This is a genomic window from Streptantibioticus ferralitis (genome assembly GCF_029223525.1).
GTDB lineage: Bacteria > Actinomycetota > Actinomycetes > Streptomycetales > Streptomycetaceae > Streptantibioticus_A > Streptantibioticus_A ferralitis.
In genome coordinates this window covers 73,302-97,822 of sequence record NZ_JARHTQ010000018.1, presented here as the reverse complement: position 1 = coordinate 97,822, position 24,521 = coordinate 73,302, and the positions used below count along the sequence as shown (strand labels likewise).

General features: G+C 68.7%; 22 protein-coding genes and 3 pseudogenes. 7 read left to right on the top strand and 18 right to left on the bottom strand.

The window, feature by feature from the left end; translation table 11 throughout:
- Positions 1–350: 350 nt before the first annotated feature.
- Positions 351–1,895, top strand: coding sequence for an FMN-binding glutamate synthase family protein (locus P2L57_RS24855; RefSeq protein WP_275818240.1), 1,545 nt, complete (start codon positions 351–353; stop codon positions 1,893–1,895).
- A 60-nt stretch (positions 1,896–1,955) separates the two neighbouring features.
- Here the strand turns inward: P2L57_RS24855 and P2L57_RS41160 are convergent.
- Positions 1,956–2,159 (bottom strand): annotated as a pseudogene (locus tag P2L57_RS41160) (IS982 family transposase); the annotation flags it as partial.
- Positions 2,160–2,253: 94 nt separating this feature from the next.
- Here P2L57_RS41160 and P2L57_RS24850 point away from each other — a divergent pair.
- Positions 2,254–2,823 carry a MepB family protein gene (locus tag P2L57_RS24850; RefSeq protein WP_275818239.1) on the top strand — a complete coding sequence of 190 codons (570 nt, stop codon included), beginning with the start codon at positions 2,254–2,256 and terminating at the stop codon, positions 2,821–2,823.
- A gap of 91 nt (positions 2,824–2,914) precedes the next feature.
- Here the strand turns inward: P2L57_RS24850 and P2L57_RS40860 are convergent, their stop codons facing one another.
- Both P2L57_RS40860 and P2L57_RS24845 read right to left on the bottom strand, forming a co-directional pair.
- On the bottom strand, positions 2,915–3,058 hold the full coding sequence (locus P2L57_RS40860; protein ID WP_344184612.1) for a putative immunity protein: 144 nt from the start codon (positions 3,056–3,058) through the stop codon (positions 2,915–2,917).
- Between the two features lie 231 nt (positions 3,059–3,289).
- Positions 3,290–4,099, bottom strand: a complete 810-nt coding sequence (locus P2L57_RS24845; protein WP_275818238.1) for a class I SAM-dependent methyltransferase — start codon at positions 4,097–4,099, stop codon at positions 3,290–3,292.
- A 320-nt stretch (positions 4,100–4,419) separates the two neighbouring features.
- Between P2L57_RS24845 and P2L57_RS24840 the strand changes: the two genes are divergently transcribed.
- Both P2L57_RS24840 and P2L57_RS24835 read left to right on the top strand, forming a co-directional pair.
- Positions 4,420–5,526, top strand: coding sequence for an acyl-CoA dehydrogenase family protein (locus tag P2L57_RS24840; protein ID WP_275818237.1), 1,107 nt, complete (start codon positions 4,420–4,422; stop codon positions 5,524–5,526).
- A 540-nt stretch (positions 5,527–6,066) separates the two neighbouring features.
- A complete protein-coding gene (locus P2L57_RS24835; RefSeq protein ID WP_308292513.1) occupies positions 6,067–6,864 on the top strand; it encodes a GNAT family N-acetyltransferase in 798 nt (265 codons plus the stop codon).
- A gap of 77 nt (positions 6,865–6,941) precedes the next feature.
- Here the strand turns inward: P2L57_RS24835 and P2L57_RS40855 are convergent, their stop codons facing one another.
- Both P2L57_RS40855 and P2L57_RS24830 read right to left on the bottom strand, forming a co-directional pair.
- The gene (locus P2L57_RS40855) at positions 6,942–7,127 is read right to left on the bottom strand and encodes a DUF6191 domain-containing protein (RefSeq protein ID WP_372515901.1); all 186 of its coding nucleotides are present in this window, start codon (positions 7,125–7,127) and stop codon (positions 6,942–6,944) included.
- A gap of 320 nt (positions 7,128–7,447) precedes the next feature.
- The gene (locus P2L57_RS24830; protein ID WP_275818236.1) at positions 7,448–7,780 is read right to left on the bottom strand and encodes an alpha-amylase inhibitor; all 333 of its coding nucleotides are present in this window, start codon (positions 7,778–7,780) and stop codon (positions 7,448–7,450) included.
- Between the two features lie 606 nt (positions 7,781–8,386).
- Between P2L57_RS24830 and P2L57_RS41250 the strand changes: the two are divergent.
- Positions 8,387–8,560, top strand: a pseudogene (locus tag P2L57_RS41250) (hypothetical protein); the annotation flags it as partial.
- A 300-nt stretch (positions 8,561–8,860) separates the two neighbouring features.
- Positions 8,861–9,427 (top strand): hypothetical protein, encoded by a 567-nt coding sequence (locus P2L57_RS24825; protein WP_275818235.1) that lies wholly within the window; start codon positions 8,861–8,863, stop codon positions 9,425–9,427.
- A 148-nt stretch (positions 9,428–9,575) separates the two neighbouring features.
- Here P2L57_RS24825 and P2L57_RS24820 read toward each other — a convergent pair whose 3' ends face one another.
- From P2L57_RS24820 to P2L57_RS24795, 6 genes and pseudogenes are all read right to left on the bottom strand, one after another.
- Positions 9,576–10,286 (bottom strand): GntR family transcriptional regulator, encoded by a 711-nt coding sequence (locus P2L57_RS24820; RefSeq protein WP_275818234.1) that lies wholly within the window; start codon positions 10,284–10,286, stop codon positions 9,576–9,578.
- Positions 10,287–10,329: 43 nt separating this feature from the next.
- Positions 10,330–11,709, bottom strand: a complete 1,380-nt coding sequence (locus P2L57_RS24815; RefSeq protein ID WP_275818233.1) for an aldehyde dehydrogenase family protein — start codon at positions 11,707–11,709, stop codon at positions 10,330–10,332.
- The gene (locus P2L57_RS24810; protein WP_275818232.1) at positions 11,706–12,710 is read right to left on the bottom strand and encodes a proline racemase family protein; all 1,005 of its coding nucleotides are present in this window, start codon (positions 12,708–12,710) and stop codon (positions 11,706–11,708) included. Before P2L57_RS24810 ends, P2L57_RS24815 begins: the two co-directional genes overlap by 4 nt.
- Before the next feature lie 17 nt (positions 12,711–12,727).
- Positions 12,728–13,636 carry a dihydrodipicolinate synthase family protein gene (locus P2L57_RS24805; protein WP_275818231.1) on the bottom strand — a complete coding sequence of 303 codons (909 nt, stop codon included), beginning with the start codon at positions 13,634–13,636 and terminating at the stop codon, positions 12,728–12,730.
- A gap of 80 nt (positions 13,637–13,716) precedes the next feature.
- The gene (locus P2L57_RS24800; protein ID WP_275818346.1) at positions 13,717–14,709 is read right to left on the bottom strand and encodes an FAD/NAD(P)-dependent oxidoreductase; all 993 of its coding nucleotides are present in this window, start codon (positions 14,707–14,709) and stop codon (positions 13,717–13,719) included.
- 11 nt (positions 14,710–14,720) lie between these two features.
- Positions 14,721–15,323, bottom strand: a pseudogene (locus P2L57_RS24795) (NAD(P)/FAD-dependent oxidoreductase); the annotation flags it as partial.
- Between the two features lie 150 nt (positions 15,324–15,473).
- Here P2L57_RS24795 and P2L57_RS24790 point away from each other — a divergent pair.
- Positions 15,474–16,475: a LysR family transcriptional regulator gene (locus P2L57_RS24790; RefSeq protein WP_275818230.1), complete on the top strand. Its 1,002-nt coding sequence runs from the start codon at positions 15,474–15,476 to the stop codon at positions 16,473–16,475.
- Here the strand turns inward: P2L57_RS24790 and P2L57_RS24785 are convergent.
- Genes P2L57_RS24785 through P2L57_RS24755 form a run of 7 tightly spaced genes read right to left on the bottom strand, consistent with a single transcriptional unit; the run spans position 16,462 to position 24,416 of the window.
- Positions 16,462–17,658 (bottom strand): M6 family metalloprotease domain-containing protein, encoded by a 1,197-nt coding sequence (locus P2L57_RS24785; RefSeq protein ID WP_275818229.1) that lies wholly within the window; start codon positions 17,656–17,658, stop codon positions 16,462–16,464. The two genes, P2L57_RS24790 and P2L57_RS24785, sit on opposite strands and share 14 nt — an antisense overlap.
- Before the next feature lie 37 nt (positions 17,659–17,695).
- Positions 17,696–18,982 carry an alpha/beta fold hydrolase gene (locus tag P2L57_RS24780; RefSeq protein WP_275818228.1) on the bottom strand — a complete coding sequence of 429 codons (1,287 nt, stop codon included), beginning with the start codon at positions 18,980–18,982 and terminating at the stop codon, positions 17,696–17,698.
- Positions 18,979–19,965: an ABC transporter ATP-binding protein gene (locus P2L57_RS24775; RefSeq protein ID WP_275818227.1), complete on the bottom strand. Its 987-nt coding sequence runs from the start codon at positions 19,963–19,965 to the stop codon at positions 18,979–18,981. The genes P2L57_RS24780 and P2L57_RS24775 overlap by 4 nt, the downstream gene beginning before the upstream one ends.
- Positions 19,962–20,810 carry an ABC transporter ATP-binding protein gene (locus P2L57_RS24770; protein WP_275818226.1) on the bottom strand — a complete coding sequence of 283 codons (849 nt, stop codon included), beginning with the start codon at positions 20,808–20,810 and terminating at the stop codon, positions 19,962–19,964. The genes P2L57_RS24775 and P2L57_RS24770 overlap by 4 nt, the downstream gene beginning before the upstream one ends.
- Positions 20,807–21,799, bottom strand: a complete 993-nt coding sequence (locus tag P2L57_RS24765; protein ID WP_275818225.1) for an ABC transporter permease — start codon at positions 21,797–21,799, stop codon at positions 20,807–20,809. The genes P2L57_RS24770 and P2L57_RS24765 overlap by 4 nt, the downstream gene beginning before the upstream one ends.
- Positions 21,796–22,737, bottom strand: a complete 942-nt coding sequence (locus P2L57_RS24760; RefSeq protein ID WP_372515899.1) for an ABC transporter permease — start codon at positions 22,735–22,737, stop codon at positions 21,796–21,798. The genes P2L57_RS24765 and P2L57_RS24760 overlap by 4 nt, the downstream gene beginning before the upstream one ends.
- A complete protein-coding gene (locus P2L57_RS24755) occupies positions 22,734–24,416 on the bottom strand; it encodes an ABC transporter substrate-binding protein (RefSeq protein ID WP_275818221.1) in 1,683 nt (560 codons plus the stop codon). The genes P2L57_RS24760 and P2L57_RS24755 overlap by 4 nt, the downstream gene beginning before the upstream one ends.
- Between the last annotated feature and the right edge of the window lie 105 nt (positions 24,417–24,521).

Genomic DNA, 24,521 nt, shown 5'->3' with positions numbered 1-24,521 from the left:
ACAGCCCGTCCCCAGCCTTCCCAGAGGTGAAGTTCATCCCATGAAGCGACGGACCGCGGCGCTCACGTCCCGCGCCGCGGTGCGCGCACCACGGACGGCGACGTAGACCGGTGAACGGGGCACTGCCGATGGCGTCAAGGTCAGGGCACGCGCGGGTATCCGCCCAGGGCGTGCATCTGGTGCTGGTGACTGCCCCCTGGCCATATGCCTGTCCGCGCGGCCTCTTAATATCATTTCGCATTCTTCGACGGACGCTGATGCCAGCTTGGCCGTGCCCGCCGTCCAACGCCCAACACGACACAACGACTCCACCGCATGGCGATGGAGTCGTGCATCGAGGAGGAACGTTCATGCACGCCCGGAGGATCGGCGCGGCCGCCGCAACAGCAGTGGCGCTTCTGGCTGCCCGCGACCTCATCCAGAAGAGGCACGCACTGCTCCGAAACTTCCCGGTTATCGGGCACGCCCGGTACCTGTTGGAGACGATCGGGCCGGAGCTGCGGCAGTACATCGTGACGTCCAACGAGGAGGAGCGCCCGTTCAGTCGTGACCAGCGCACCTGGATCTATGCGTCGGCGAAGGAGGAGAACAACTACTTCGGGTTCGGAACCGAAGTCGACGTCGAGCACGTGCAGGGGCACGCCTACCTGAAGCAGCGCACGTTCGCCGGCACTCTGCCCGACGCGCACGACCCGCAGGCGCCACTGCCCTCGGCCAAGGTGCTGGGCGGGCCGCGCGGGCGCGCCAGGGCGTTCCGACCGGCGAGCGTGGTGAACATCTCGGCGATGAGCTTCGGATCGCTCTCGGGGGCGGCCATCACGGCGCTCAACAAGGGGGCGGCGCTGGCGGGCACGATGCACAACACGGGCGAGGGCGGTCTCTCGCCGTACCACCGCAACGGCGGCGACCTCGTCCTTCAGATCGGGACGGCGTACTTCGGCTGCCGCAACGAGGACGGCAGCTTCAACCTCGACAAGCTCAAGGACGTGGTCTCCAGCGCCCCGGTCAGGGCGATAGAGATCAAGCTCTCCCAGGGCGCCAAGCCAGGGCTGGGCGGGATGCTGCCGGGCGCGAAGGTGACCCCGGAGATCGCCGGGATCCGCGGCATCCCGGTCGGCAAGGACTGCGCCTCCCCGTCGCGGCACACCGCGTTCAGCGACGTCGACTCGATGCTCGACTTCGTCGAGTTGCTCGCCACCGAGACCGGTCTGCCGGTCGGGGTCAAGAGCGCGGTCGGAGAGACGGGCTTCTGGCAGGAGCTGGCCACGCTGATGGCGCGTGGTGACCGTGGTGTCGACTTCGTGACCATCGACGGCGGTGAGGGCGGCACCGGGGCGGCGCCGCGGATCTTCGCCGACTCGGTGGCGCTGCCGTTCCGGATGGGCTTCTCCCGGGTCTACGGCACCTTCGCCGAGCTGGGGCTGACCGACGACCTGACCTTCATCGGCTCCGGCAAGCTCGGCCTGCCCGAGAACGCCGCGGTTGCCTTCGCTCTGGGTGCCGACATGATCAACGTGGCCCGTGAGGCGATGCTGTCCATCGGCTGCATCCAGTCGCAGAAGTGCCACACCGACAGGTGTCCCACCGGCATCGCCACCCAGAACCCGTGGCTGGCCCGCGGCCTCGACCCGACCTCGAAGGCCACCCGGGCCGCTGTCTACCTGCGCACCCTGCGCAGGGAGCTGATCAAGGTTTCGGCGGCCGTCGGCGTCGGCCACCCGGCACTCATCACGGCCAACGACATCGAGATCATGAACGGCGACTACGAGGCCCGCACCCTGGCCGGTGTCTACGGCTACAAGGACGGCTGGGGCGAGCTCGGCCCGCACCTCGCCGATGAGATCACGGCACTGCTCGCCACCAAGCCGACCGCCGTCCAGAAGCCGGCCGTCTGACGAGCCGACAGCGACAAGCACCGCGCTCAGGGCTCCCCTGCGCGGAGCACGTGCGTGGCACGGAAACATCGCGCCCAGGCGGGAGTGGACGAACCGCAGCCACCTGGACTCCGAGGCGAAGCCCAGCATCGCCTGGGCGACGGCGAGACAGACGAGCTCAGAGTCCGTCAACCGTGGTGGGCGGCCCAGTCATCGGGTGTCTCCGATCTCGTCGTCGATCTTCACGTGCAGTGCGGTGAGCAGGGTGTCCAGGTCGCTTGTCAAAGAACGATCTTGGACGCCCTGTCTGCGTTCCCGGACACACCGCCGGCATTCGCCGAGTCGGCGTCCGTACAAGCCCCTGTGACAGGGTGGACGGATGACGGCGAACCGCGAGTACTCATCCGCTCCGCACTCCATCGGACCCGCACCGTGGGCGGACACCACCCCGGCCCACAGTGATCTTGTGGCGGCGAAAGAGCTCGTCTACGACCCTTGCGGATTCACCTGCTCGCAGCCAGTTCCCGAATCCGAGAGTGCCGAGTACGCCGCCCACGAATTCACCCTTGACGGTCTCTCCATCCGGTTCCGCGCGGCCAAGACGACCCCCACCAAGGTCGGCCAGTTTGTCACCGTATGGAAGAGGTCGCCGGGTGGGCCCATCCAGCCCTTCGACGCCGCGGACCCCGTCGACCTCTTCGTCATCAGCAGCCGTGACCATCACCACTTCGGCCAGTTCGTCTTTCCCATGGACGCGCTTCGCCGGCACGGTGTCGTATCAGTCAACGGTTCCGGTGGGAAGCGAGCCTTCCGCGTTTACCCGCCCTGGGTGACCACCACCAACCGCCAGGCCAGTAGTACGCAGGCATGGCAGCTGGACCACTTCCTACACCTGGACCAGGACGGGCCCATGGACTCCGCTCGCGCCCAAGAGCTCTACCACCCGTAGGACGGCGCCGACACGACAACAGGACCAGCCAGTCCGTCACACGATCGCTGATCGCCTATGGCCGCCGAATCATTCGGAATGACTCGTCCAGTCACCCTGCGGCCTCGCCCTCGCCTTCCGGCGCGGCAGCACGTGCGGCCTTGATCGCGTAGGCCGCCGCACCGAGTTCGTGCGCGGCGACGTGTGCGACGGCCCCGGCCTGGCCGGCAGCGTACGCGGCACTGCGGGTGCCGATAAATCGTCCGCCGAGGTCGGGACCTTGATCGCGTCCAAGCCTTCACGTGCTCAGGGCATCGGCGGCATCATGACCTGCCGTGCTGCTGCGCCTGGCCTACCTCGCCGCGACCAAAGCTGCGGCACGTCCTGCTGCTGGTACACCCGGACACGATCCTGCCCGCACTGCTGGCGCTATGGCTCTTCGACCGCATCATCCTCACCCCAGAGCCGTAATGACCATCTCCCGAGTTCAGGCTGACTCGTTCGTGCCCTTCCGCGCCCAGCAGGCGACCAGGCGCGGCTGCGCGACGGCGCACATCTCATTGCCCGCGACCGCTTCCAGCTCCCGCATCAGTGCGTCGAAATTCGACTCGGTTGTCAATCCTGCCCGCACGGGCAACATTGACTCGCGTGCCGTGTACTCCCAGAAACGCTTCTCCTCGCCGCGGAGATAGACCGGGTGAATAAACTCCATGTCGGGCTCCGGCAGCCCCGCTGAACTGAAGACCGTAGCGAGTTTGGCGCCGATCTCGTAGTCCCGGCCAATGGCCTGTCCACCGTTGCGCGAGAGTGCCCTCAGTCGTTCGTAGCACTCGGTGCTGGGAATGCTGAACAACCCGCCGATGTCCACCTCGAAGGCGATGACCAGGCCGCCCGGCCTGGCCAGGGCGGCCATCTCGCGAACCAGTGCCACCGGCTCGGTCACGTGGCTGATGAGGAATCGGCAATGGACGATGTCGAAACGGCCACGATCAATACCTGTGTTCATAGCGTCAGCCTGCACCGTGCTGACATTACCGATGCCATCGCGATCGATATCCGAGGCGAGCAGGGCCAGTTGCTCGCCCGATTCGTCGACCGCGACAACCTCGCCGGCCGACCCGATCTGCGACGAGAACCACTTCGTCGTCGAACCGGTGCCGCACCCCAAATCGGCGATCTTCGCGCCTTCTTGTACGCCGAGCCGTCCCAATATCCTTCTGGTGTGGTCGCCGTAGACCTTCTCAACCAGCGCCAGGCGCTCAGCACCCGCCGCTCCGGTTTGCAAGACGTAAGGCACGGACACTCCTTCATATGACCGTCCACAGCGGCTGATCTCCACGGTGACGGAACACGGCGCCAGCGCAACAGCGCTACAGCAAAGACTAGTACCAATAGAGCAACTTTACCTGATATAAGCAAGTGGCGGTGAACGCTACTGCCGGAGGCGGGTATCGTCAAGTGGACGGCATGCGGAAATCGGCAAACTCGGTTGTGCGGCAACCATTTGCATGTTCGTACACCAAAAACTTGCCTATTTATACAGCAGCAACTTGCCTGCGACGTCCGCCTATGGAGTAAGAATGGGCCTGTAATGGAATTGAACCAATGGGAGGGCACATGCTGTCGGGTGCACGGGAGGTCGCCGCGGTCGCGCGTGCGCTGGCCGACGAGACGGAGCGCGGGCGGCAACTCGCACCCCAACTGGTCGCCGAGCTGAAGGCCACTGACCTGCTGCGGATCGGGCTGACGATCGACCTTGGTGGCACCGAGCCGACGACCGCCGAGATCCTGCAGGCCGCCGAAACGATCGCCGAGGGCGACGCGTCTGCCGGTTGGTGCGTGTCGATCGCCGCCACCAGCAGCTTGCTTGGGGCGTACCTGCCGGAGAAAGGAGGGCAGGAGGTGTTCAGCGACCCGACCTCCGTTGCTGCCGGCGTGTGGGCGCCGCACGCCAAGGGAGTCGCCGTCAAAGGCGGCGTTCGGATCACCGGCCGCTGGTCGTTCTGCAGCGGCATCCGGCACTCCGACTGGATCTTCCTCGGTTTCATGCAGGACGGCCGGGTGCGCACCGCCGCGATTCAGACCGCAGAGTTGGAGATCCTCGACACCTGGCACACTTCTGGCCTGCGCGGGACCGGCAGTACCGACGCGGTCGCCAACGATGTGTTCGTGCCGGATGAGCGTCTGTTGTCTGTGGTCGACGGGCCACCGGCCGGGTCACGAACGCTCCAGCGGTTCCCGTTGTTCGGCTTCTTCGCCTCATCGATCGCCGCCGCCTCGCTGGGCAACGCACGTGGTGCCATGACGGAATTCGTCGAGCTGGCAACGGTTCGCAAACCATCCGGCTCCAGCCGGAGCACCGCGGAACGGTCGGCGACGCAGAGCGCGTTCGCTGAGGCCGAGGCATCGCTACGCGCGGCACGCTGCCTCTTCTACCAGGCCATCGACGACGCTTGGCAGGCGGCGAAGGAGGAAACGCCCGTTTCGGTGGAGCTGCGGACCTCGCTGCGGCTGGCATGTACGTACGCCGTGCGTACCGCTGCGACGGTTGTCCGCGTCGTGTACGACCTCAGTGGTAGCTCGGCGATCTATGAGGATGCCCCGCTGCAGCGCCGATTCCGGGATGCCCACACGGCGACGGCGCACTTCCAGGTCAACCCGGCGATGTACAGGCTGACCGGCCGCGTGTTGCTCGGCCTGCCGACGGAGACTGACCAGTTGTAAGCGGTCACATCGCCCCTGACTTACTCGAGTCGCCTGCTCGAAGGCGAGACCAGCGTCACGAACAGTAGTCGGCGACCTTCTCGCAGCCGCCATCACAGGACCCCGTCCCGCGTCGTGGGGTGGAACCGCCCCTCGACATTGCGCCGTCCGGCGGGAAGCCGCTGGTCAGCCCTGCACCCTTCTGCGTGTAGTCCCGCCGGGGGCTCGAACCTGCGGCCAACCACCAACAGATCCAGCCATTGAGATCACTCGTCAAGCGCCAAATGTCGCTCCCCCACTTAACCCACCACGGCCCCTGTCCATCAGCCTCGCCGACGCCCTCCTGTAGTCGATTAGATGAGCTAACCGGAAGCAGAACTACGGACACGTCACTTGACCAGCACGGATGATTTATCGGCAGCCGCAGCGTCGAACGCCCAAGACCAGACTGGCTGGAACACACGGGATGCCCAGGCGAAGCAGGTCATTGAAGAGTTCGTGTCCCGTGCTTCACCGCTGGTTCGTTGAGTTCACGCTCTGGCTGGTACTGGCTGTCTGTCCGTGAGGAATCCGGTCGCGCTCCGGCTGCGGGGCCGACAGGATGCGGCCATGGCTGACGATCTCTTGCTCATTCGCGCCCGGGAACTGTGGGTGGAGCTGGCGGGCACACCGGTCGACTTCCGTCCGTCGGGAGATGTGAATGTGGTGGTCGCGCCCGGGTCTCGGTTGTGTCCGCCGTCGTGGACCGGGGTCGTGCAGATCGGTGACGCTGTCATCGTCACTGCGCCGAGCGTGAGGGACGCCGGGATGGTGTACGACGCCGCGCGGAAGTTGTCCCTCGAAGAGCTCGTCGATGTCGCTCGTCTGCGCGCGGTGCTGCCGGTACTCGATGCCCTCGGGCCGGCTTCGCTCTTCTATGTCGGCCGGGACGGCTTTCTTCCTGCGCATGAAGGTACCGCCGTCCAGCAGTTGCCGGTCGGTCACGGTACTGGCGGCCTGGCCGCGCTGCTGGCTCTGGCAGGGGAGAAGGAGGCCGGCGAGAGCGGTCTGGCGGACATCTCCTCTCCCTCGTTCATGCTGCGCCGGGGCGACGAGGTGGTGGCCGCGGCCGGGTATCGGTCCTGGCCGCGGTCAGTGGCCCATCTGAGCGTGCTGGTTGCTCCGCACTACCGGCGACGGCACCTGGCCCGGACCGTGGCGTCCGCAGCAGTGGCCCATGCCCTTGATATCGGATTGCTGCCTCAGTGGAGAGCACGGCCGTATCCGTCGCAGCGCGTGGCCGTAGCTCTGGGTTTCCAGGAATTGGGCGCCCAGCTCAGCGTTCGCCTTGGCAATGCCCCCGCCGACCAGGACCGGTGAGGACGGATCTTCCCCCTCCCCCCCGGCGGCGGGGAGCGCCTGGCGGGGCTGCTCGTCGAGCTCGGCTGGCCGGTTGCTCAGCGCTTCCGCCGAACCACCGCAGTGCCAGCGTCCAGGTCGATGCCCATGCGCGGCGGGGCGCCATCTTGCTCGTCGTCCCGCAGTATCAACTCCGCACGCCGCTGCTCGATTTGTACACGCTTATTTGCGTTGAAGAACGCGTGCAGTTCCCTCGGCAGCGGTGGCGCCCAGGCCGACCCCACCTCGGGGCTTGCGCGCAGCCAATCGCCGGTAGAGCCACGTCGGACGGCCGGAGCGCAGCACGACCTGTCGGGCTGAGGCCAGCATGAAGGGCACGAGCACCAACACCATCATGAATAACAGGCTCGCCATCATGACCATGCCCACTCAACGTCCAGGAGAGGTGTGCCCGTTCCCCATCCGTCATGCACAGAGTGGGGGTGCGCAGCCCTCACCGTGACCCTGGCGTTTCAGGGTAGGAAGGCCAGGGCCGTGGGGTTCCCGCGTCATCGCCATGCGGCCACCGCTACGGGTCAGCTCGGTCGCGCACCAGAGGGGTTGGTCAGCAGACTACGGTCTTGTGGTAGGACTGGAAGAGGGATGGGTCATAATCCCAGGAGAAGGCCTGCCCGTTCGCCAGTGTCCTGCAGGGGCTGCTAGGTCCGCGGTCGATGATGACCCGCACACGCATGGTCTTGCCGTACCAGTTGCTGATCCGCACGTAGCCCAAGAAGCCGTGGTCCCGACGGTGGATGCAGGCGGGTGCGGTTCCGCCGGCTGCGGCCATGGTCTGGTGGGCGGCATCCGCGTGGGCGGGCACTGTTAGGCCCAGGGTTGCCAGCCCTGCGAGGGTTGTGGTGGCTGCGATCGCGGTGATACGCTTGCGGAGGTTCATGTCCCGGTTCCTTCCGTTGAGGTGGGGCTGCGCGGCTTATCGCTGAGCCCTGGCTTGCGCTGTACACGGTGCATGGCGGCTGGTCTGAGGACGAGACGTGTTCGGTCAGGTGGTGATTCCTCGGGACGTCCCACCTCTTGAACTGCAGCAGCGCAGCGTGGGGTGACGCGGTTGTGGGACGGTAAGCGCCGCGGCCCACAAGATGCGCCAGGTGCGCCCGTTGTGCTGGAAGATCACGCGATCACCTCCGCGTTGTGGAGTCATCCCGAGTCGCGCGAGTTCCGAGCCTGCGGCGGCGCGCTTGATCGTTCCTCTCACGATGTGTTTCTCCCGTCGCTGCCGCGATCCCCCTCCGGGCCCCCTGCTCGGGGTGGGGCGGCAGCTGCGGGTGACGCTATGGCAGGGGCCTGACAACCGGCCTGCGCCTACGGCCGTTGGCCCGATCATCTCGCCCGGTATGTCTGATTCCGCATCAGCCGCCTTCGCCCGCTTGATGCCTGACGGCACAGCGCGCACGCCAGCCTCCGCATCCCGGCGGCAAGTCCCGTGCCCCAACGATGGACTCCTACTCGTTAGCTATGTGCAGTTGGCCGGGAAGCCGCGTGGTGCGACGACGCTCGGCGGCGGTGGCTGTTGCAGGCGTCCGAAGCCGAGGCGCGGGAGATCGCGCACGTCTTCTTCCTGGAGGGCTTGCGGGGGTCTGTCGCGCCGCGGAACCGGTCGGCTCGGCAGGACGCGATCAGGTACTGGCCTGCTGGTGTGGCGGCGCAGGGACGGTAGAACGCTCCGTTCGGGTGTTGTGGGCGATGTGACTCCCGGCGCTAGTTGGTCAGCCTGTCCGGCGGGAACGCCAGTCGCGGGCCTGCGCTCAACGAGAGGCGGACGAGGCCCCGCAGCCTCAACGGGGTGTCTGGTGAGATGGCCGGATCTCGCCACAGGTCCACCACTAAGCTGTCACATCCTCTACACGCGACCTTCACAAACGGCTACGCTCCTCGCGCATCCAGCGAGCGAATGACATGCATGTTGGCATGAGCCTGTCATTCCTCGACCATTGAAGGCCGGAAGGAGTGTCTTCGCATGACACGATCCAAGTGGGCAGCTCGCGGTCGGCGCCGTCTCCAGGGCAGCCTCGCCACGGCTGGCATCGCCGCAGTCCTCCTAGCCGCGACGCCAGCGACTTCGGCCTTGGCCGCCTCGCACGCCGCGCCCGGGTCCGTCATGATCGAGAGCGGCACGTTCCACGGCTACGCGCTGTGCGCCAGCCCCAACGACGAATCGGTCTGGCTTGAGCCGATCAACACCAGCAACCCCTACTGCTCCTGGATGGAGTTCGGGACCCCCTCCCAGTTCACGCTGTTCAACCTGGCCAAGGGGCAGGTGATGGCCTACACCGGCGGTAACGAGGGAGCTGTGGTGATGGAGGCACCCGGGACCTCACCTCTGGGCGCGAACGGCGAGTTGTGGTCATGGGGAGGCCAGGAAGACTGGGGGGCCTCCGCGCTGCAGTCCTTCTGGGACAGCGGACAGAACGTCGACGCCAAGTCCCCGAACGGGGACTCCCCCCGCACCGACCCGGTCCACACCCGCGGCTGGCGCCACGGCTACCAGCGTGAACTGACCTGGAACGCGATCACCGTGGGCTGAGTTCCGCCAGATCCACGACCAGTTCGAGCCGGGCACATTGCGCTCGGCTCGAACTACGAGTTCAGCCAAGGTGATGGGCCCTGGCAGAGCGACAGCCGAAGCGGCGCGTCGCCGTATCCCTTCAGCAGGGTGCGGGTGGCCTTTGTGCTCAGCGGGACGTGCCCGGCCTTCTCTTCGGGCGGCGCTGGGGCTGGTTCTCGTTGCCTTTGCCTTCGGCCCACAGGGAGCGGACGTGGCCGAGGTGGCGGGTCATGCACTTCTCGGCCTGCTTAGCGTCTCCAGCGAGCATCAACTCCAGTAGCTCCAGGTGTTCTTCGGCTGACGAAAGCAGCTGGCTGCCCTCGTCGAGGGTCGTCAACCCGTACAGTCGTGAGCGCTTGCGTAGATCACCGACGGTCTCTACGAGACGTTCGTTGCCGGAGAGCGCCGACAGGCTGAGGTGGAACTGGCGGTCGGCTTCCAGATAGCCGATGAGGTCGTGGCGGCGTGCGGCGCGCACGATCTCATCGGCTACGGGGCGAAGCGCCTCCAACTTCCCGGCGGATGCGGTGCGGGTGATCCGGCCGACGGTGGGAACCTCGATCAGGGTACGGATCTCGGTGTACTGGTCGAGGTCGCGCTCGGTCATCCGGAACCCCTTGTTGCGGACCGGCTCGCCCAGCCCCTCGCGGGCCAGGCCGAGCATCGCCTCGCGTACTGGTGTCGCGGAGGCGCCGAAGTCCTCAGCGAGCCCCGGCGCCGAGTACAACTCGCCGGGGCGGAGCTCACCGGAGATCAGCGCGGCGCGCAAGGCGTGGGCGACCTGGTCGCGCAACCGCTCGTGGGCGGTGATGAGATTGCGCGCTTTCAGGTGCCCCATGGCGACGCCCCTCCGTTTCCGAGTAAGGCTCCAACGCGCAATGTCACATTGCTGTGGCGGGGGTCAGTGTGTACGTCCGGGTGCAGGTGTAGAACTCCAGGGCGGCTCGGCCCTGTTCGCGTGGTCCATGGCTGGACGCCTTGGTGCCGCCGAACGGCAGATGGAAGTCGACGCCGGTGGACGGGGCGTTGACCCGGACCATGCCGGTGTCGAGATGGTCGAGCCCGCGCAGAGCCGCGTCCAGGCTGGCGGTGTGGACCGAGGTGACCAGCCCGTACGGGACGCGGTTGGCGATCCGTACCGCGTGGGCCAGGTCGTCCGCGGGCAGCAGCGCGGCGACGGGCCCGAAGACCTCCTCCTGTAGCAGGCGGTGGTCTGGCGGCACCTTCTCGACCAGGGTCGGAGCCGCGTACCAGCCGGGCCGGCCGGGGGCGTTGCCGCCAGCCAGTACCGTCAGGCCCTGACATGCCTGGCCGACGCGGTCCCGGGCCTGCTCGCTGATGAGCGGTCCGCAGACGGTGGCCGGGTCGGCCGGGTCGCCCACCGGGAGTGCCCGCAGCGCTTCGGCGAGGGCCTCGCGCAGCGGGTCGAGGGCGGCGCCGACCGGGATGACCTTGCTAGTTGCCGTGCACTTCTGTCCCGCGTATCCGGCGATCGCGGCGGCGATGTGGGCGGCGGCCCGTTCGATGTCCGCGTCGGGGAGGACAATCGCCGCGTTGAGCCCGCCCATCTCTGCCTGGACCGGGATGCCCCGGGTGGTCGCGGTACGCACCACCTCGTCGCCGACCGTGGTGGAGCCGGTGAAGGAGACGGCATCCGAGGACGTGATCACGGCGCCGCCTTCGACGGCGCCGCCGGGAATCACGGTGAACACCCCACGCGGAAGCGCCTGTTGGACGATCTCGGCGAGGCGCAGTGCGCATGTCGTGGCTTCGGGCGCGGGTTTGACGGCGACCGTGTTGCCGACCGCCAGCGCCGGGGCCGCCTTCCAACTCGGGATGGCGAAGGGGAAGTTCCAGGGGGTGATCAGGCCCGCGACGCCGTGCGGGCGGCGGCGGGTGAGCAGCAGCCCGGGGCCGCCGAAGGCTTCGTGGACAGCGCCGGTCGGCTCGTACGGGGCCTGGGCGTAGTACCGCCAGATGGCGGCGGTACGTGCCACCTCGGCCCGGGCTTCGGTAAGCGGCTTGCCCACTTCGCGCACGGCGAGTGCGGCCAGCTCGCCCGCCGCGGCCTCGACGGCGTCGGCGACGGCGGCCAGGGCCGCCGAGCGGGCGCCCGCGCCATCGCCCAGCCATCCCGGTTGGGCGGCACGGGCCTCGGCGACGGCACCGGCGACCGCGGCGGCGCCGGGTGCCAGGACCCGCAGCAGGACGTCGGACGGATCTGCCGGATTGCGTGAGATGACGGCTGGGGACGTGGTCACAGGAGGAAGCCTCCGGGGAAGGGGTCGTCCGGGTCGAGGAAGTACTGGGCGGTGCCGGTGATCCAGGCCCGTCCGGTGATGGTGGGGACGACGGCAGGCAGGCCACCGACCCGGGTCTCCTCGACGAGCCGACCGGTGAACTCGGTGCCGATGAAGGACTCATTGACGAAGTCGCGGTGGAGGGGGAGTTCGCCGCGTGCGTGCAGCTGAGCCATCCGGGCCGACGTGCCGGTGCCGCAGGGCGAACGGTCGAACCAGCCCGGGTGGATCGCCATGGCATGCCGGGACCGGTGTGCGTCCGAGCCGGGCGCGACGAGGTAGACATGTTTGAGACCGCTGATCTCCGGCCGTTCCGGGTGCACCGGGCGGCACGGCGAGGCGTTGATGGCGTCCATGACGGCCAGACCCGCGGTGAGCAGTTCGTCCTTGCGGGAGCGGTCGAACGGCAGCCGCAGCGCGTCGAGTTCGACGAAGGCGTAGAAGTTGCCGCCGAAGGCCAGGTCGTAGCGCACCGTCCCGTACCCCGGCACCTCGACCTCGCGGTCCAGGCCGAGGCAGAACGCGGGCACGTTGGTGAACGTGACGGCCTTGGCCGCACCGTTCTCGACGCGTACGTCGACCCGGACCAGGCCCGCCGGAGTCTCCAACCGGACCGTGGTGACCGGCTCGTTGGCCTCGACCATGCCGGTCTCCACCAGGACGGTGGCGACCCCGATGGTGCCGTGCCCGCACATCGGCAGCACACCGGAGACCTCGATGAACAGCACCCCGTAGTCAGCGTCCGGGCTGGTCGGGGGTTGGAGTATCGCGCCGCTCATGGAGGCGTGGCCACGTGGCTCGTACATCAGCAGCGTACGGATGTGGTCCAGGTGCTTGACGAAGTGGAGTCTGCGATCGGCCATCGTGGCGCCGGGTATCACCCCGACGCCCCCGGTGATGACGCGAGTTGGCATGCCCTCGGTGTGCGAGTCGATGGCATGGAAGACATGACGGGTGCGCACGGGAGTCCCTTCTGCGGTCAGTGGCGGCCCTCGGCGACGGCCTTCTCGGTGGCGGCGAGCACCGCGGCCTCGGTCTGACCGGTGAGCGGTGAGCGCGGCGGGCGGGTGGGGCCGCCATGACGGCCGACGATGTCCATGGATGCCTTGATGGCCTGCACGAACTCGGTCTTGGAATCCCAGCGCAGCAGCGGATGGAGCGACCGGTACAGGGGCAGTGCCGTCTCCAGGTCCCCTGCGACAGCGCGTCGGTAGAGTTCGGAGCAGGTGGCGGGAAAGGCGTTGGGGTATCCGGCGATCCAGCCGACGGCTCCGGCGATGGCGAGTTCGAGGAGCACGTCGTCCGCACCGATCAACAGATCCAGTCCGGGGGCGAGTTCGGCGATCTCGTAGGCCCTGCGCACATCACCGGTGAACTCCTTGACCGCTACCACGCTGCCGCCGCTGTGGAGCTGGGCGAGCAGGGGCGGAGCGAGGTCGACCTTGGTGTCGATGGGGTTGTTGTACGCGACGACCGGCAGCCCCGCCCTGGCCACCTCGGCGTAATGGGCGCGTACGGCGGCCTCGTCCGCACGGTAGGCGTTGGGCGGCAGCAGCAGCACGGAGCCGCAGCCCGCCTCCGCAGCCTGCTCTGCCCACCGGCGGGCCTCCGCACTGCCGTAGGCGGACACACCCGGCATCACCCGGGCCCCGTCACCCGCCGCCTCGACGGCGGTACGCACCACTCGGGCGCGTTCCTCGGCGGTGAGGGTCTGGTACTCGCCGAGGGAGCCGTTGGGGACGACGCCATCGCAGCCGTTCTCGATCAGCCAGTGGACGTGCTCGGCGTAAGCGCCGTAGTCGATGGAGAGGTCCTTGCGCAGCGGAAGCGCGGTGGCGACCATGACGCCGCGCCAGGGACGTTCGGCGTTCCAGAAAGTGGTGGTCATGCCAGTCGGCCCTTCTGTGGTGTGTGACATTTTACTGGAGGGCCCGCACGCCGCAGGGCGGAATGGCGGCCGTGCGGGAGCTAATCGTCGGCCTCGGCCAGTGAGCCGAGCACGGCGAGTGGTACGGGTACCGCGAGCGGTCGGCGCTCGGGGGAGGGCGGTACGTTTCCGTCGCTGCCGCTGGCGGCCAGGCAGGCCACGGCCGTTCCGCACATGCGACCCTGGCACCAGCCCATCCCGGCCCGGGTGAGGAGCTTGACGGTACGGACGTCCTCGGCGCCGAGATCGGCGACCGCCTCGCGGATGCGTCGTGCCGTCACCTCCTCACAGCGGCATACGTCGGTGTCATCGCCGAGCCAGTCGGTCCAGCCCGGGCGGGGTGCGTGCGCGTTGGCCATGGCATCGGCGAAGGCGCGCATCCGGTCACGGCGGCGGCGAAGCCGCTGAACGCGCGCTCCGTCAACGAGCTTCCGGCGCAGTCGGGAGGCCACCGCGATGGCCGCCAACTCGCCTTCTGCTTGCGTAAGTTGGGCTCCGCCGACCCCGCCGGTCTCACCCGCCGCCCACACGCCGGGCACGGAAGTCTCCTGGAGGCTGTCAAGGACCAGGGCGTGCGTCGCGTCCGGCGTACGCCGGGTCGCGCAACCGAGGCTGGTGGCCAGTTCGATCTGCGGGACCAGCCCATGGCCCACGGCCAGCGCGTCGCATACGATGCGGCGGCCCGTTCCTGGCACCGGCCTCCAGTCCCTGCCGACCCGGGAGACGGTCACGGCCTGCACCCGGTCGGTGCCGTGGACTTCGGTGACCGCGCTGCGGCTGTGCAGTGGCACTCGGTGGCGCGCGTACCCGAGGTAGCCGGATGCCTCGACGACGGCGGGGACGCGGGCTCCGGCGGCGGCGAGTGAGGAGGCGACGGCGAGCAGCAGCGGCCCACTCCCCGCGACGACGACCCGCTGACCGGGCAGCACCAGCCCCGACTTGAGCATCGCCTGCGCACCTCCGGCAGCCACCACCCCCGGCACCGTCCAGCCGGGAAACGGCAGTTGCCGCTCATAGGCACCAGTCGCGAGCAGGACCGCACGGCACCGGGCGCGTTCACCACGTGCGGGGCGTGGACGGCACCGGAACTGGTCCGCACGCCCGTCACCTCACCGCTCGGGGCGGTGAGGATCCCGGCGACCTCCTCACCGAGGCGGACGTGGGCGCCCGAGGCGCGGAGCAAGTGGGCTGCGGCGAGCGCTGGTTGGACCTGGGCGTCCTGCGGGTAGTGGAAGCCGCCCGCCACGGCGGGGGTGAGGTGCGGCTCCAGATCGCCCAGGCGGTCGGCCGGGACCTCCTCCGCCACTACCCCTGCCTTCTCCTGTCCAGTCGCGAACTCCCGCAGGGCGTCCAGTCCGGCCGCGTCGAAGGCGACGACCAGACCACCCTTGGCCTCGAACTCGAATTCCAGCGGGAGCGGTTCGGCCAGCTCACGCCACAACCGCGCGGAAAGCAGGGCCAGTTCCAACTCCGGTCCCGGCTCCTTGTCGGAGACCAGCAAGTTCCCTTCGCCCGCGCCCGTGGTCCCGCCAGCGACGGGGCCGCGGTCGATCACGGTGACGGAGAGGCCGCGACGAGAGGCGTAATAGGCGCAGGCGGCGCCGACCATTCCAGCTCCGACGACGATGACGTCCGAGCAGCTTGTCATAGACACGTCAGTAATATTTCACATTGCACTAGGGGTTTCCAAGGGGCCTGTCACCACGGGGTCGGTAGAACGCCGCGTGTGACATGTCACACGAGACTGCGGATGTTCCGCTCTGTTGGGAACCTCCCACCTGTCCATAACATCCGCGGCATGGACCTGGAGGTACGGCATCTGAGGGTGGTCTGCGCGATCGCGGAGGCCGGAAGTCTCACCCGCGCCGCGGTGTCGCTGCATATGACCCAGCCGGGACTCAGTGCCCAGCTGCGGCGCATCGAGGTCATGCTGGGCGGGACGATCTTCGAGCGCGGGCAGGCCGGGGTGGTGCCCACGCCGTTCGGGGAACTGGTGCTCACCCGGGCGCGCGCCATCTTGCCCGGCATTGACGACCTGCTGGCCGACACCGCACGCGCCACCCGCCCCCGAGGCGCCCCCGACCGCATCCGCCTCGGTTCGGTGGGCGCCCCCCTGCTGGCCGACCTCGTCCTGGCGGTGCGGGGCGTGCTCCCCGCGGCGGAGGTGTCGACCCGGTGCCAGTACTCCCCGTCGCCGCTCCTTGACGACCTGGCCGCAGGACGCCTGGAGGCGGCTGTCGTCGGGGACAACCCCGGCCACGAACTCCCGCCGCACGGTGGCGTCGTCCTGCGCCCACTCGTCACCGAGCCCGTCTTCGCCCTGCTCCCGGCCACCCACCCGCTGGCCGCCGAGGAGGAAGTGAGCCTGAACCAGCTCCTGGAGGATGACTGGGCCATGCCGCACCCCGACAGCGACCGCACCCGGGAGTACTGGGCGACCGTCTTCGCGCTGATGGACCGCCAGCCCCACGCCCCGTACGAGGCCGAGGGGCGGCAGCTCATCGAGATCGTGCGCGCGGGGCTGGCGGTCAGCCTCTGCCAGGCCACCTTCATCGAGGTCCCTGGCATCGCGGTCCGCCCGCTGGCCGGTACTCCGGTGTGGTACCGCCACGTGCTGGCCTGGCACCGCGACGGCCCACTCGCCGCCCGCGGCGACGACATCGTCCGCAGGGTGGGCGAGGGCTATCTGGCCACCTGCGCACGCACGCCGGTCTACGCCCGGTGGCGCGAACGCCATCCCCGTTCGGCGCAGTTGTCCGATCCGGGTCAGCTCATGTCGGGTGAGGCTACCGCTTGGTGATGGAGATCTCGTCCTGGAGCGCGTTGCTTCTTTCGACGCTGATCCGCACTCCCGTCGCGGGGTCGTCGAAGGACTGCCCGCGGTGGAGGGCCGCCATGTCCAGGGGCGTGCAGCCCTTGGGCGGGGTGGCGTGGGAGTTGCCGTCCACCACCTGGATCGGACCGTCGCCGGTCTGCGTGGACGAGTCGACCTTGTAGACGAGCACGCCCGTGGAACACGCCTTGTCGTCCGCGCCGACGGCCCTGCGGGACTCGGCGACATAGGCGGTGGTCTCACCGGTGCGGATCACCGCGATCTTCGTTCCGCCGGGGCTTTCGACCGCCGTCAGGCGGATGGTGCGGCTTCCGGACGAGTTCAGGCAGGCGACCTGGTTGTCGTCCATCCACCCGAACTTCCAGCGCTCCCAGCCGAAATGCTGCGGGGCGGCCCCGGCGATGTTGCCCATCAGGTCCCAACCGCCCACGAAACGGTGGTAGTCGGTGCCGGTGAACGCGTAGAGGTCGGGCAGGCCGAAGGTGTGGCTGGTCTCGTGATCGGCGACCTTGAAGCCCCAGTGCCACATGTCCTGGCCGAAGGTGACCGCCCACTTGACGCGCTTGCCATTCGCCACGATGCCGTTGGTGGTCGGGTCGTACAGGTACGTCGGTGAGAAACTGATCGCGGACGCGGACTTGGCCGGGACGATGTACAGCATGTCGTAGCCGGAGAAGTCTATGTACGGCTCGGCCGCTTCGACGGCCTGCCGTACGTACAACTCGTGCTGCTGGAAGCTTATTCCGCGTTGGAAGCCGTAGCTGGTGGACGCCTGCGGCATCCGTATCCAGCGGCGTAGCGGGGTGATGTCCAGCCTGGCCCGTCCGTAGGAGTCACGCTTCATCCAGTTCGCGGCTGGGGCGAGTTGCCGGTAGTAGGGCGTGGTGGAGCCGGAGGCTTGGGCGTCGGGGAAGTCGACGAACAGCATGAGGACGTGCTTGGCGCCGATGGGCCGCTGGAACTGGGTGTAGTCGGTGTTGTGGCCCTCGTCCGTCCAACCGGTCCTGCCAGGCAGGGCGCAGTCGCCGGCGGCGCTGGTGTGCCGCTGAGGCGCTGCGGTCGCGGTGGGGACCAGCGCGAAGAGCGAGAGGACCAGGGCCGCGGCGGCCCCAGCGGCGACGGGACGACGGCTGAAGGGAGATCTGGACATGCTCTTGCCTCTTTCTCGTCGGGGTGGTGTGCGGTCGTCAGGCCCGTCCGGCGGCCATGTCCATCAGGCGGGCCAGGACGCGGTCGCCGGATGCGGTGACGCCGTCGTGTTCCCACTCGTTGGTGACCCAGGCGCGCAGTGAGCCGACCGAGCGCGCGGTGTCCAGGGAGAGTTCGGCGGGGACGTACATGTCGTCGTGGTAGACGGCCGCCGCCACCGGCACCTGGTTGGCGGCCAGCCGCGACGGGGAGTACAGCGCGGGCCAGTCGGACCGTTGGGCCAGCAGGTCGGCGGCTTCGGCGAACGGCCTGAGCCCGGCGATCTCCTGGAACATCCAGGGGTAGAACATCTCGCCGGTGAACAGCAGCGGATCGGCGTCCTCGGCGAACTCCGGGTGGGTGGCCATGGCACGGGCGGCGGCCCACCCCGTCGGCCTGCCGCCCTGTCCGTAGACCGACTCCTGGAGGACGGCGAAGAGCGGGTTGTCGGTGAAGCCGGTCAGGTTCATCACCTGCTGGAGGAAGGTCGCCGAGAGCTGACCGCCGACGCCGATCGCCTCGTCCAGCAGCCAGTGCAGCCGCTCGAAGCCGTCGCCCATGCCCAGCATCAGGCCGAGGGTGCGCAGGCGCCGAACGGTGAGCCGGTCGCCGTCGGGCAGGTGGACCGGCTCGCGGTCGAGCAGGTCGGCGATGTGCCGGACCAGTTCGCGGTCGTGGGAGTAGCGGCGGTAGTAGGCGGTCACCTTCTCCTGGACCTTCGGATAGGTGGCCGCGTAGACATGGTCGGCGGTGGCGTCCAGGCCGGGCAGGCCGCCGGTGATGTAGCAGGCGCGCAGTCCCTCGGGGGCCTGGGAGAGGTAGGTGAGGGTGACGAAGCCGCCGTAGCTCTGGCCCAGGGTTTCCCAGGGCTCGCCGCCACAGAGCTGATGTCGTATCAGCTCAGCGTCGGCGACGATGGAGTCGGCGCGAAAGAACGCCAAATCGTCGGCCAACTCCCTGGCGGATGCGTACTGTTCGGCCGAACGGGCCGTGACCGGAGTACTGCGGCCGGTGCCGCGCTGGTCGAGCAGGAGCACTCGGTGGGTCTTGACGGCATGGGCCAGCCAGCCGGTGGTGGCGTTGAGTGGTCGTGGTGACTTGCCTCCGGGGCCGCCCTGGAGGTAGAGTAGCCAGGGCAGCCGCTCTCCGGCCCGGACCGGGTCGGAGACTTCGCGTGCGAACACCTCGACCGACGCGCCGGCGGGGTCGGCGTGGTCCAGCGGCACGGTGAAAATGCGGTCGGCCACCGCGAGTCCGGGCAGGCGGTAGGCGTGGCGCAGGCTCATGAAGTCCTCTCTGCGGACAGCGGTTCGGGGTAGTGGCAGGCGACCTCGTGGCCCGTGGCGATCGCCTGCAGCGCGGGCCGCTCGGCGGCGCAACGATCGGCCGCCTTCGGGCAGCGGGTGCGGAAGGGGCATCCGCTGGGCGGATGCAGCGGGCTGGGGAGGTCGCCGCGGAGCGTGATCCGCTCGCGGGAGCGTTCGGCGTCCGGATCGGGCAGCGGTACGGCCGAGAGCAGAGCGTGGGTGTACGGGTGCGCGGCGTGGGAGAACAATGTGTCGCGGTCGGCCGTCTCCACGATGGCGCCCAGGTACATGACGGCGACGCGGGCGCTGATCTGGCGGACGACGCCGAGGTCGTGGGCGATGAACACGTATGCCAGCCCGTACTCCTCCTGAAGGTCCTTGAGCAGGTTGAGGATCTGCGCCTGCACCGACACGTCGAGGGCGGAGACGGGTTCGTCACACACGACCAGCTTCGGGCGAGGCGCCAGCGCCCTTGCGATACCGACGCGTTGGGCCTGACCGCCGGAGAACTCGTGCGGATAGCGGGCGGCGTGCTCCGGCCGTAGGCCCACCCGCTCCAGCAGTTCCTCCACCGGCTCCTTCGGTTTCAGCCCTTGGTAGAGGTAGGGAGAGGCAAGGATCTGCTGGACGGTCTGCCGTGGGTTGAGTGAGGAGAACGGATCCTGGAAGACCATCTGCAGGTCGCGGCGGACCGGCCGCAGCGCCACTTCGTCCAGCGCGGTCAGTTCCCTTCCGGCTACGCGGATGGTGCCGGAGGTGGGCTCGACCAGCCGGGTCAGCAGCCGCGCCACGGTTGACTTGCCGCAGCCGGACTCGCCGACCACGCCGAGCGTCTGCCCTGGCTCCACGCACAGTGACACACCGTCAACCGCCGTAACGTGCCCGACCAGCCGTCGGGTCAGTCCGTGCCGTACGGGGAAGCGCTTGACCAGATCGCTCGCTTCGAGCACCGGTGGGTTCACACCGTCACCTCCGATGCCTCGCCCGCAGCCGTGACCGGTGTCCGCAGAGTGGGGAGCCGAACCGGCAGCGGCCCGTCAACCCGTGGCACGCAGGCGAGCAGCCCCTTGGTGTAGGTCTCACGCGGTCGGTAGAACACGTCGCGGACCGTGCCCCGCTCGACGGCACGGCCGCCGTACATCACCACGACATCGTCGGCGAGTCCGGCTACCACCCCCATGTCATGGGTGATGAGCATGATCGCGGTGCCGGACCGCTCCCGCAGATCCCGTAGCAGGTCGAGGATCTGGGCCTGCACGGTCACGTCGAGCGCCGTGGTCGGCTCGTCGGCGATCAACAGGTCGGGTTCCAGGCAGAGCGCCATCGCGATCATCACGCGCTGCCGCATCCCGCCGGAGAACTCGTGCGGATAGGCACGGGCGCGCCGCTCGGGCTCGGGGATGCCCACCCGTTCCAGCATCCGCACGGCGACGCGGTGGGCTGCCCGGCGACCGGCACGGCGGTGGGCCCGGTATGCCTCGGCGACCTGGAAGCCCACCGGGTAGTACGGGTTGAGACACGACAGCGGATCCTGGAAGATCATCGCGATCCGGTTGCCGCGCAACCCGCGCAGCGTCCGCTGGCCGACGCCATTCAACTCCCGGCCGTCAAACCGGACTTCACCAGTCACCCGGGCATCCGGCGGCAGCAGCCCCATAACGGCGAGACTTGTCACGGACTTCCCGCTCCCGGACTCACCGACCACGCCGAGCACCCGCCCGGCGGCCAACTCCAGGTCTAGCCCGTCCACGGCGCGTACACCGGAAAGGAAGTCAACGCTCAGGCCGCGTACGGTCAGCAGGGTCATCCGACGGCCCTCACTCTCGGATCCAGAGCCGCGTAGACCAGGTCCACGGAGACGTTGGCGAGTACGACGAACCCGGCGGCGAACAAGGTCACCCCGAGGATCACCGGCTGGTCTGCGCTGTTGATGGCGTCGGCCGCCAGCTTGCCCACGCCGGGCAGGCCGAAGACCGACTCGGTGATCAGGGCACCGCCGAGCAGTGCTCCGAGGTCCATCCCGAAGATGGTCACGATGGGCATCAGCGCCGGGCGAAGCGCGTGCCTGCGCAGCACGGTCGGCTCGGGCAGGCCCTTGGCGCGGGCGGTACGCACGTAGTTCTGGCCGAGGCTCTCCAGCATCTCGCCGCGGGTGATCCGGGCGTAGACACCGGCGTAGAGCATCGCCAGCGCGATCCACGGCATGACCATCGACTCCGCCCAGCCGACCGGGTCGGCGGTGAGCGAGACGGCCTGCGGATAGGGGAGCAGCCCGGCCTTGACGACGAGGAGGTACTGCAAGACCAGCGCGGTGAAGTAGATCGGCAGCGAGACGCCACCGAGCGCCGCCACCATCGCCGCCCGGTCCCACAGGCTGCCCCGGCAGAGCGCCGAGACCACACCCGCGGTGACACCGACTGCCAACCACAACACCGCCGCTCCCACCGCGATCGAGACACTGACCGGCAGCCGGTCGGTGAGCATCCGCCAGACCGGCTCGTTCGTCTGGAAGCTGAACCCCAGGCAGGGGAACGGGCAGGAGACCACCTGCGCTCCCGTGCCGTAGGTGCGGCCGGCCACGATGCCGACGAGATAGTCGCGGAACTGCGTCACGACGGAGTGGTTCAGGCCCAAAGTCGCCCGGATCTGCGCGATCCGCTCCGGGCTGCACGCCTTGCCGCACGCGCCCTGGGCCGGATCGGCGGGCATCAGATAGAAGATCGCGAAGGTCGCCGCGCAGATCACCAGCAGGATCGCCGCCGCAGCGGCCAGCCTGCGCAGCGCGTAGAGGATCACCGTCGGCTCCGGGGGTCGAGCGCGTCCCGTACCGCGTCACCGAGCACGTTGAAGGCGAGCACGGTGACGAACAGGAAGGCACCTGGGATCAGGAAGTACATCGGGTCGGCGGCGTACCACGGCACGGCGGAGGCGATCATCTGGCCCCACGAGGGAGTCGGCGGGCGCACCCCGATACCGAGGAACGACAGCCCCGCCTCCGTGGCGATGTAGTTGGGTATCGACATCGTCGCCACGACGAGGACCGGTCCGGTGAGATTCGGCAGCACCTCCCGCACCAGCAGCGCGCGCCGCGAGGCGCCCAGCACCCGCGCCGCCGCCACGAACTCCCCACGGGCCAGCACCATCGCCTGCCCGCGCACCAGCCGCCCGACATAGGGCCAGCCGAAGAACCCGAGCACGACGACGAGGAGCAACTGCCGGTCGACACCGGGCGCGGCGGAGATCAGCGCGATCATGAAGATCAGGCTGGGAAAGGACATCAGCAGGTCCATCAACCGGCCGATCACAGCGTCGACCCAGCCGCCGAAGAACCCTGCGGCCAGCCCCAGCGCCGTGCCCAGGACCACCGAAAGGCCAGTGGCGAGCACGGAGATCAGCAGGGAGATCCTGGCGCCGTAGACGACCCGGGCCAGGACATCCCGGCCGCTCCCCGGCTCGACTCCCAACCAGTGCCTGGCGCTGATCCCGCCCGCCACGCCGCGCGGCAGTCCGCCGAGCGCCGGGTCCACCGCGTCGGAGTGGAACGTGGTCGGCGACGTCCCGGCGAGCCAGGTGATCAGCGGGGCCGCGATGGCGGCCACCACCAGGAGGCAGACCACCGCAAGCGTGAGGGCCGAGGACGGCTGCCCCAGCAGCCGCCGCAACAGGGAAGCATCCCGCCGTCCCGCGCGGCGCCTGACACCGGACGGTATCGACGTGGGAAGGGCCGTGGTCACTTGCGCAGCCCCAGGGAGACCAGATCCAGCCGACCGACGTAGGCGACATGGCCGTAGGCACCGGCGACATCAGAGCCGATCAGGATCGCCGCCTTGTCCCACAGGAACGGAACCACCGGTGTGTCCTGCATGATCTCCTTGGCCAGCTCTCCGTAGGCGGTGGCGGCGGCCGTCGGGTCGTTCATCTTGGCGATCGCGTCGAACCGGGCATCGACCTTGGCGGCGTCGTACTGGGCGCGGTTGTTGTTGCCTTCGGCGGTGATCTGCCGCCCGTCGAAGACCGTCGGCAGGTAGGTGGAGGCGCCGGGCCAGTCGGGCGTCCAGCCGTCGATCACCAGCTCGTGTTCCTGGCCTGTGTTCCCGACCGTGCTGTAGAACGCCGACGTACTGATCGCGTTGATCTTCACGGTGATACCGGCTCGGCCCAGCGACGCCTGAACCGCCTCGCCCTGCGCCTTGCCCGCAGTGGTGGCCGGGGTGTCGAGGGTGAGGGTGAGTCCGGAACCGTGGCCCGCCTCGGCGAGGAGAGCCTTGGCCTTGGCCGGGTCGCCCTTGCCGTCCTGGCTCGGGAAGGGGTCGTCGGGGGTGGCGCCGGGGAGGGCGGGCGGCAGCAGCGTGGTGGCCAGCTCACCGGCGACCGGGCCGCCTCGCGTGGTGCGCAGCGCGTCCTTGTCGAGCGCGTAGGCGATCGCCTGACGGACCCGCACATCGTCCAGCGGCTTGTGGGCGGTGTTTACGGCGAGGTAGCGCGTGTTGATCGAGCCACCGGTCACAAGTCGCCTGCGCACGGCGGGATTCGCCATCACAGGCCCGACGGAGGCGGGGCCGATCGGCTCGAAGGCGACCGCGTCGGCGTCCGGTCCGGTACCGGCGATGAGCCGCTGGTCGACCACGGCCGGATCGAGGTTGAGATCGATGACCACCTTGTCCGGAAGGCCCTTGCGCACCGAGTCGGTGGCCGGATTCCAGTAGGTGTTGCGCACCAGCGTGAGCCGCTTCTTGGGCTCGAACTCCCCGATCTTGTACGGTCCGGACGAGCAGGGCCTGCTGTCGTAGCGGACACCGGTGTCCTTGTCCGGCGGTACGGGGGCGAACATCGGCAGCGAGACCGCGGAACCGAAGTCGGCCACCGGGTGGTTGAGCTTGAAGACGATCGACCTGTCGTCGGGAGTCTCGATCGAGGCGATCCCCCGCCTGTCCTTGTACGGTCCCTTGTACTTCTCGCCCCCCGCCAGCCACATGCGGGCGTACGGCGGCCCTTCGGGTAGTTCGGCCGCGAACGTCCGCTCGACCCCGTACTTGATGTCGTCGCTGGTGATGGGCCGTCCGTCCTCGAACTTCGTCCCGGGCTTGAGGGTGAAGGTCCAGGTCCGGGCTCCGTCGCTCGGGCGGCCGGTGTCCGTCGCCAGATCCGGCACGATCCTGCCTCCGGCCTTGCCGGGTGCCGCCGCGTAGGTCGTCAGCGTCCGGTAGATGAGGCGGCCCACATCCTCGGACGAGGTCACGTAGTTACGGGCCGGATCGAGGTGTTCCAGGTCAAGGGTGGACAGCACATGCAGCGTGCCGCCCTTCGCGGCCTGTCCCTGTCCGCCAGCGCCACGGTCGGCTCTCCCGCAACCGGCCGTGGCGACGAGCCCCAGGGCGACGAGTGCGGCCAGCCCGGATCGTCTTGCCTTCACAGTGACTCCCTCTGCGATGTGACATTTCACAGGGTGTGACAAGGGTGGCGGCGGCGGGTCGTCGCGGGAAGCTGTCGCATCCCCATAACGTCGCGTTATGCCGCG

Coding starts and splice junctions, on each gene's coding strand:
- P2L57_RS24855 (WP_275818240.1), top strand. CDS start 351: ATGCACGCCCGGAGGATCGGCGCGGCCGCCGCAACAGCAGTGGCGCTT.
- P2L57_RS24850 (WP_275818239.1), top strand. CDS start 2,254: ATGACGGCGAACCGCGAGTACTCATCCGCTCCGCACTCCATCGGACCC.
- P2L57_RS24840 (WP_275818237.1), top strand. CDS start 4,420: ATGCTGTCGGGTGCACGGGAGGTCGCCGCGGTCGCGCGTGCGCTGGCC.
- P2L57_RS24830 (WP_275818236.1), bottom strand. CDS start 7,780: ATGAACCTCCGCAAGCGTATCACCGCGATCGCAGCCACCACAACCCTC.
- P2L57_RS24825 (WP_275818235.1), top strand. CDS start 8,861: ATGACACGATCCAAGTGGGCAGCTCGCGGTCGGCGCCGTCTCCAGGGC.
- P2L57_RS24820 (WP_275818234.1), bottom strand. CDS start 10,286: ATGGGGCACCTGAAAGCGCGCAATCTCATCACCGCCCACGAGCGGTTG.
- P2L57_RS24805 (WP_275818231.1), bottom strand. CDS start 13,636: ATGACCACCACTTTCTGGAACGCCGAACGTCCCTGGCGCGGCGTCATG.
- P2L57_RS24790 (WP_275818230.1), top strand. CDS start 15,474: ATGGACCTGGAGGTACGGCATCTGAGGGTGGTCTGCGCGATCGCGGAG.
- P2L57_RS24785 (WP_275818229.1), bottom strand. CDS start 17,658: ATGTCCAGATCTCCCTTCAGCCGTCGTCCCGTCGCCGCTGGGGCCGCC.
- P2L57_RS24780 (WP_275818228.1), bottom strand. CDS start 18,982: ATGAGCCTGCGCCACGCCTACCGCCTGCCCGGACTCGCGGTGGCCGAC.
- P2L57_RS24770 (WP_275818226.1), bottom strand. CDS start 20,810: ATGACCCTGCTGACCGTACGCGGCCTGAGCGTTGACTTCCTTTCCGGT.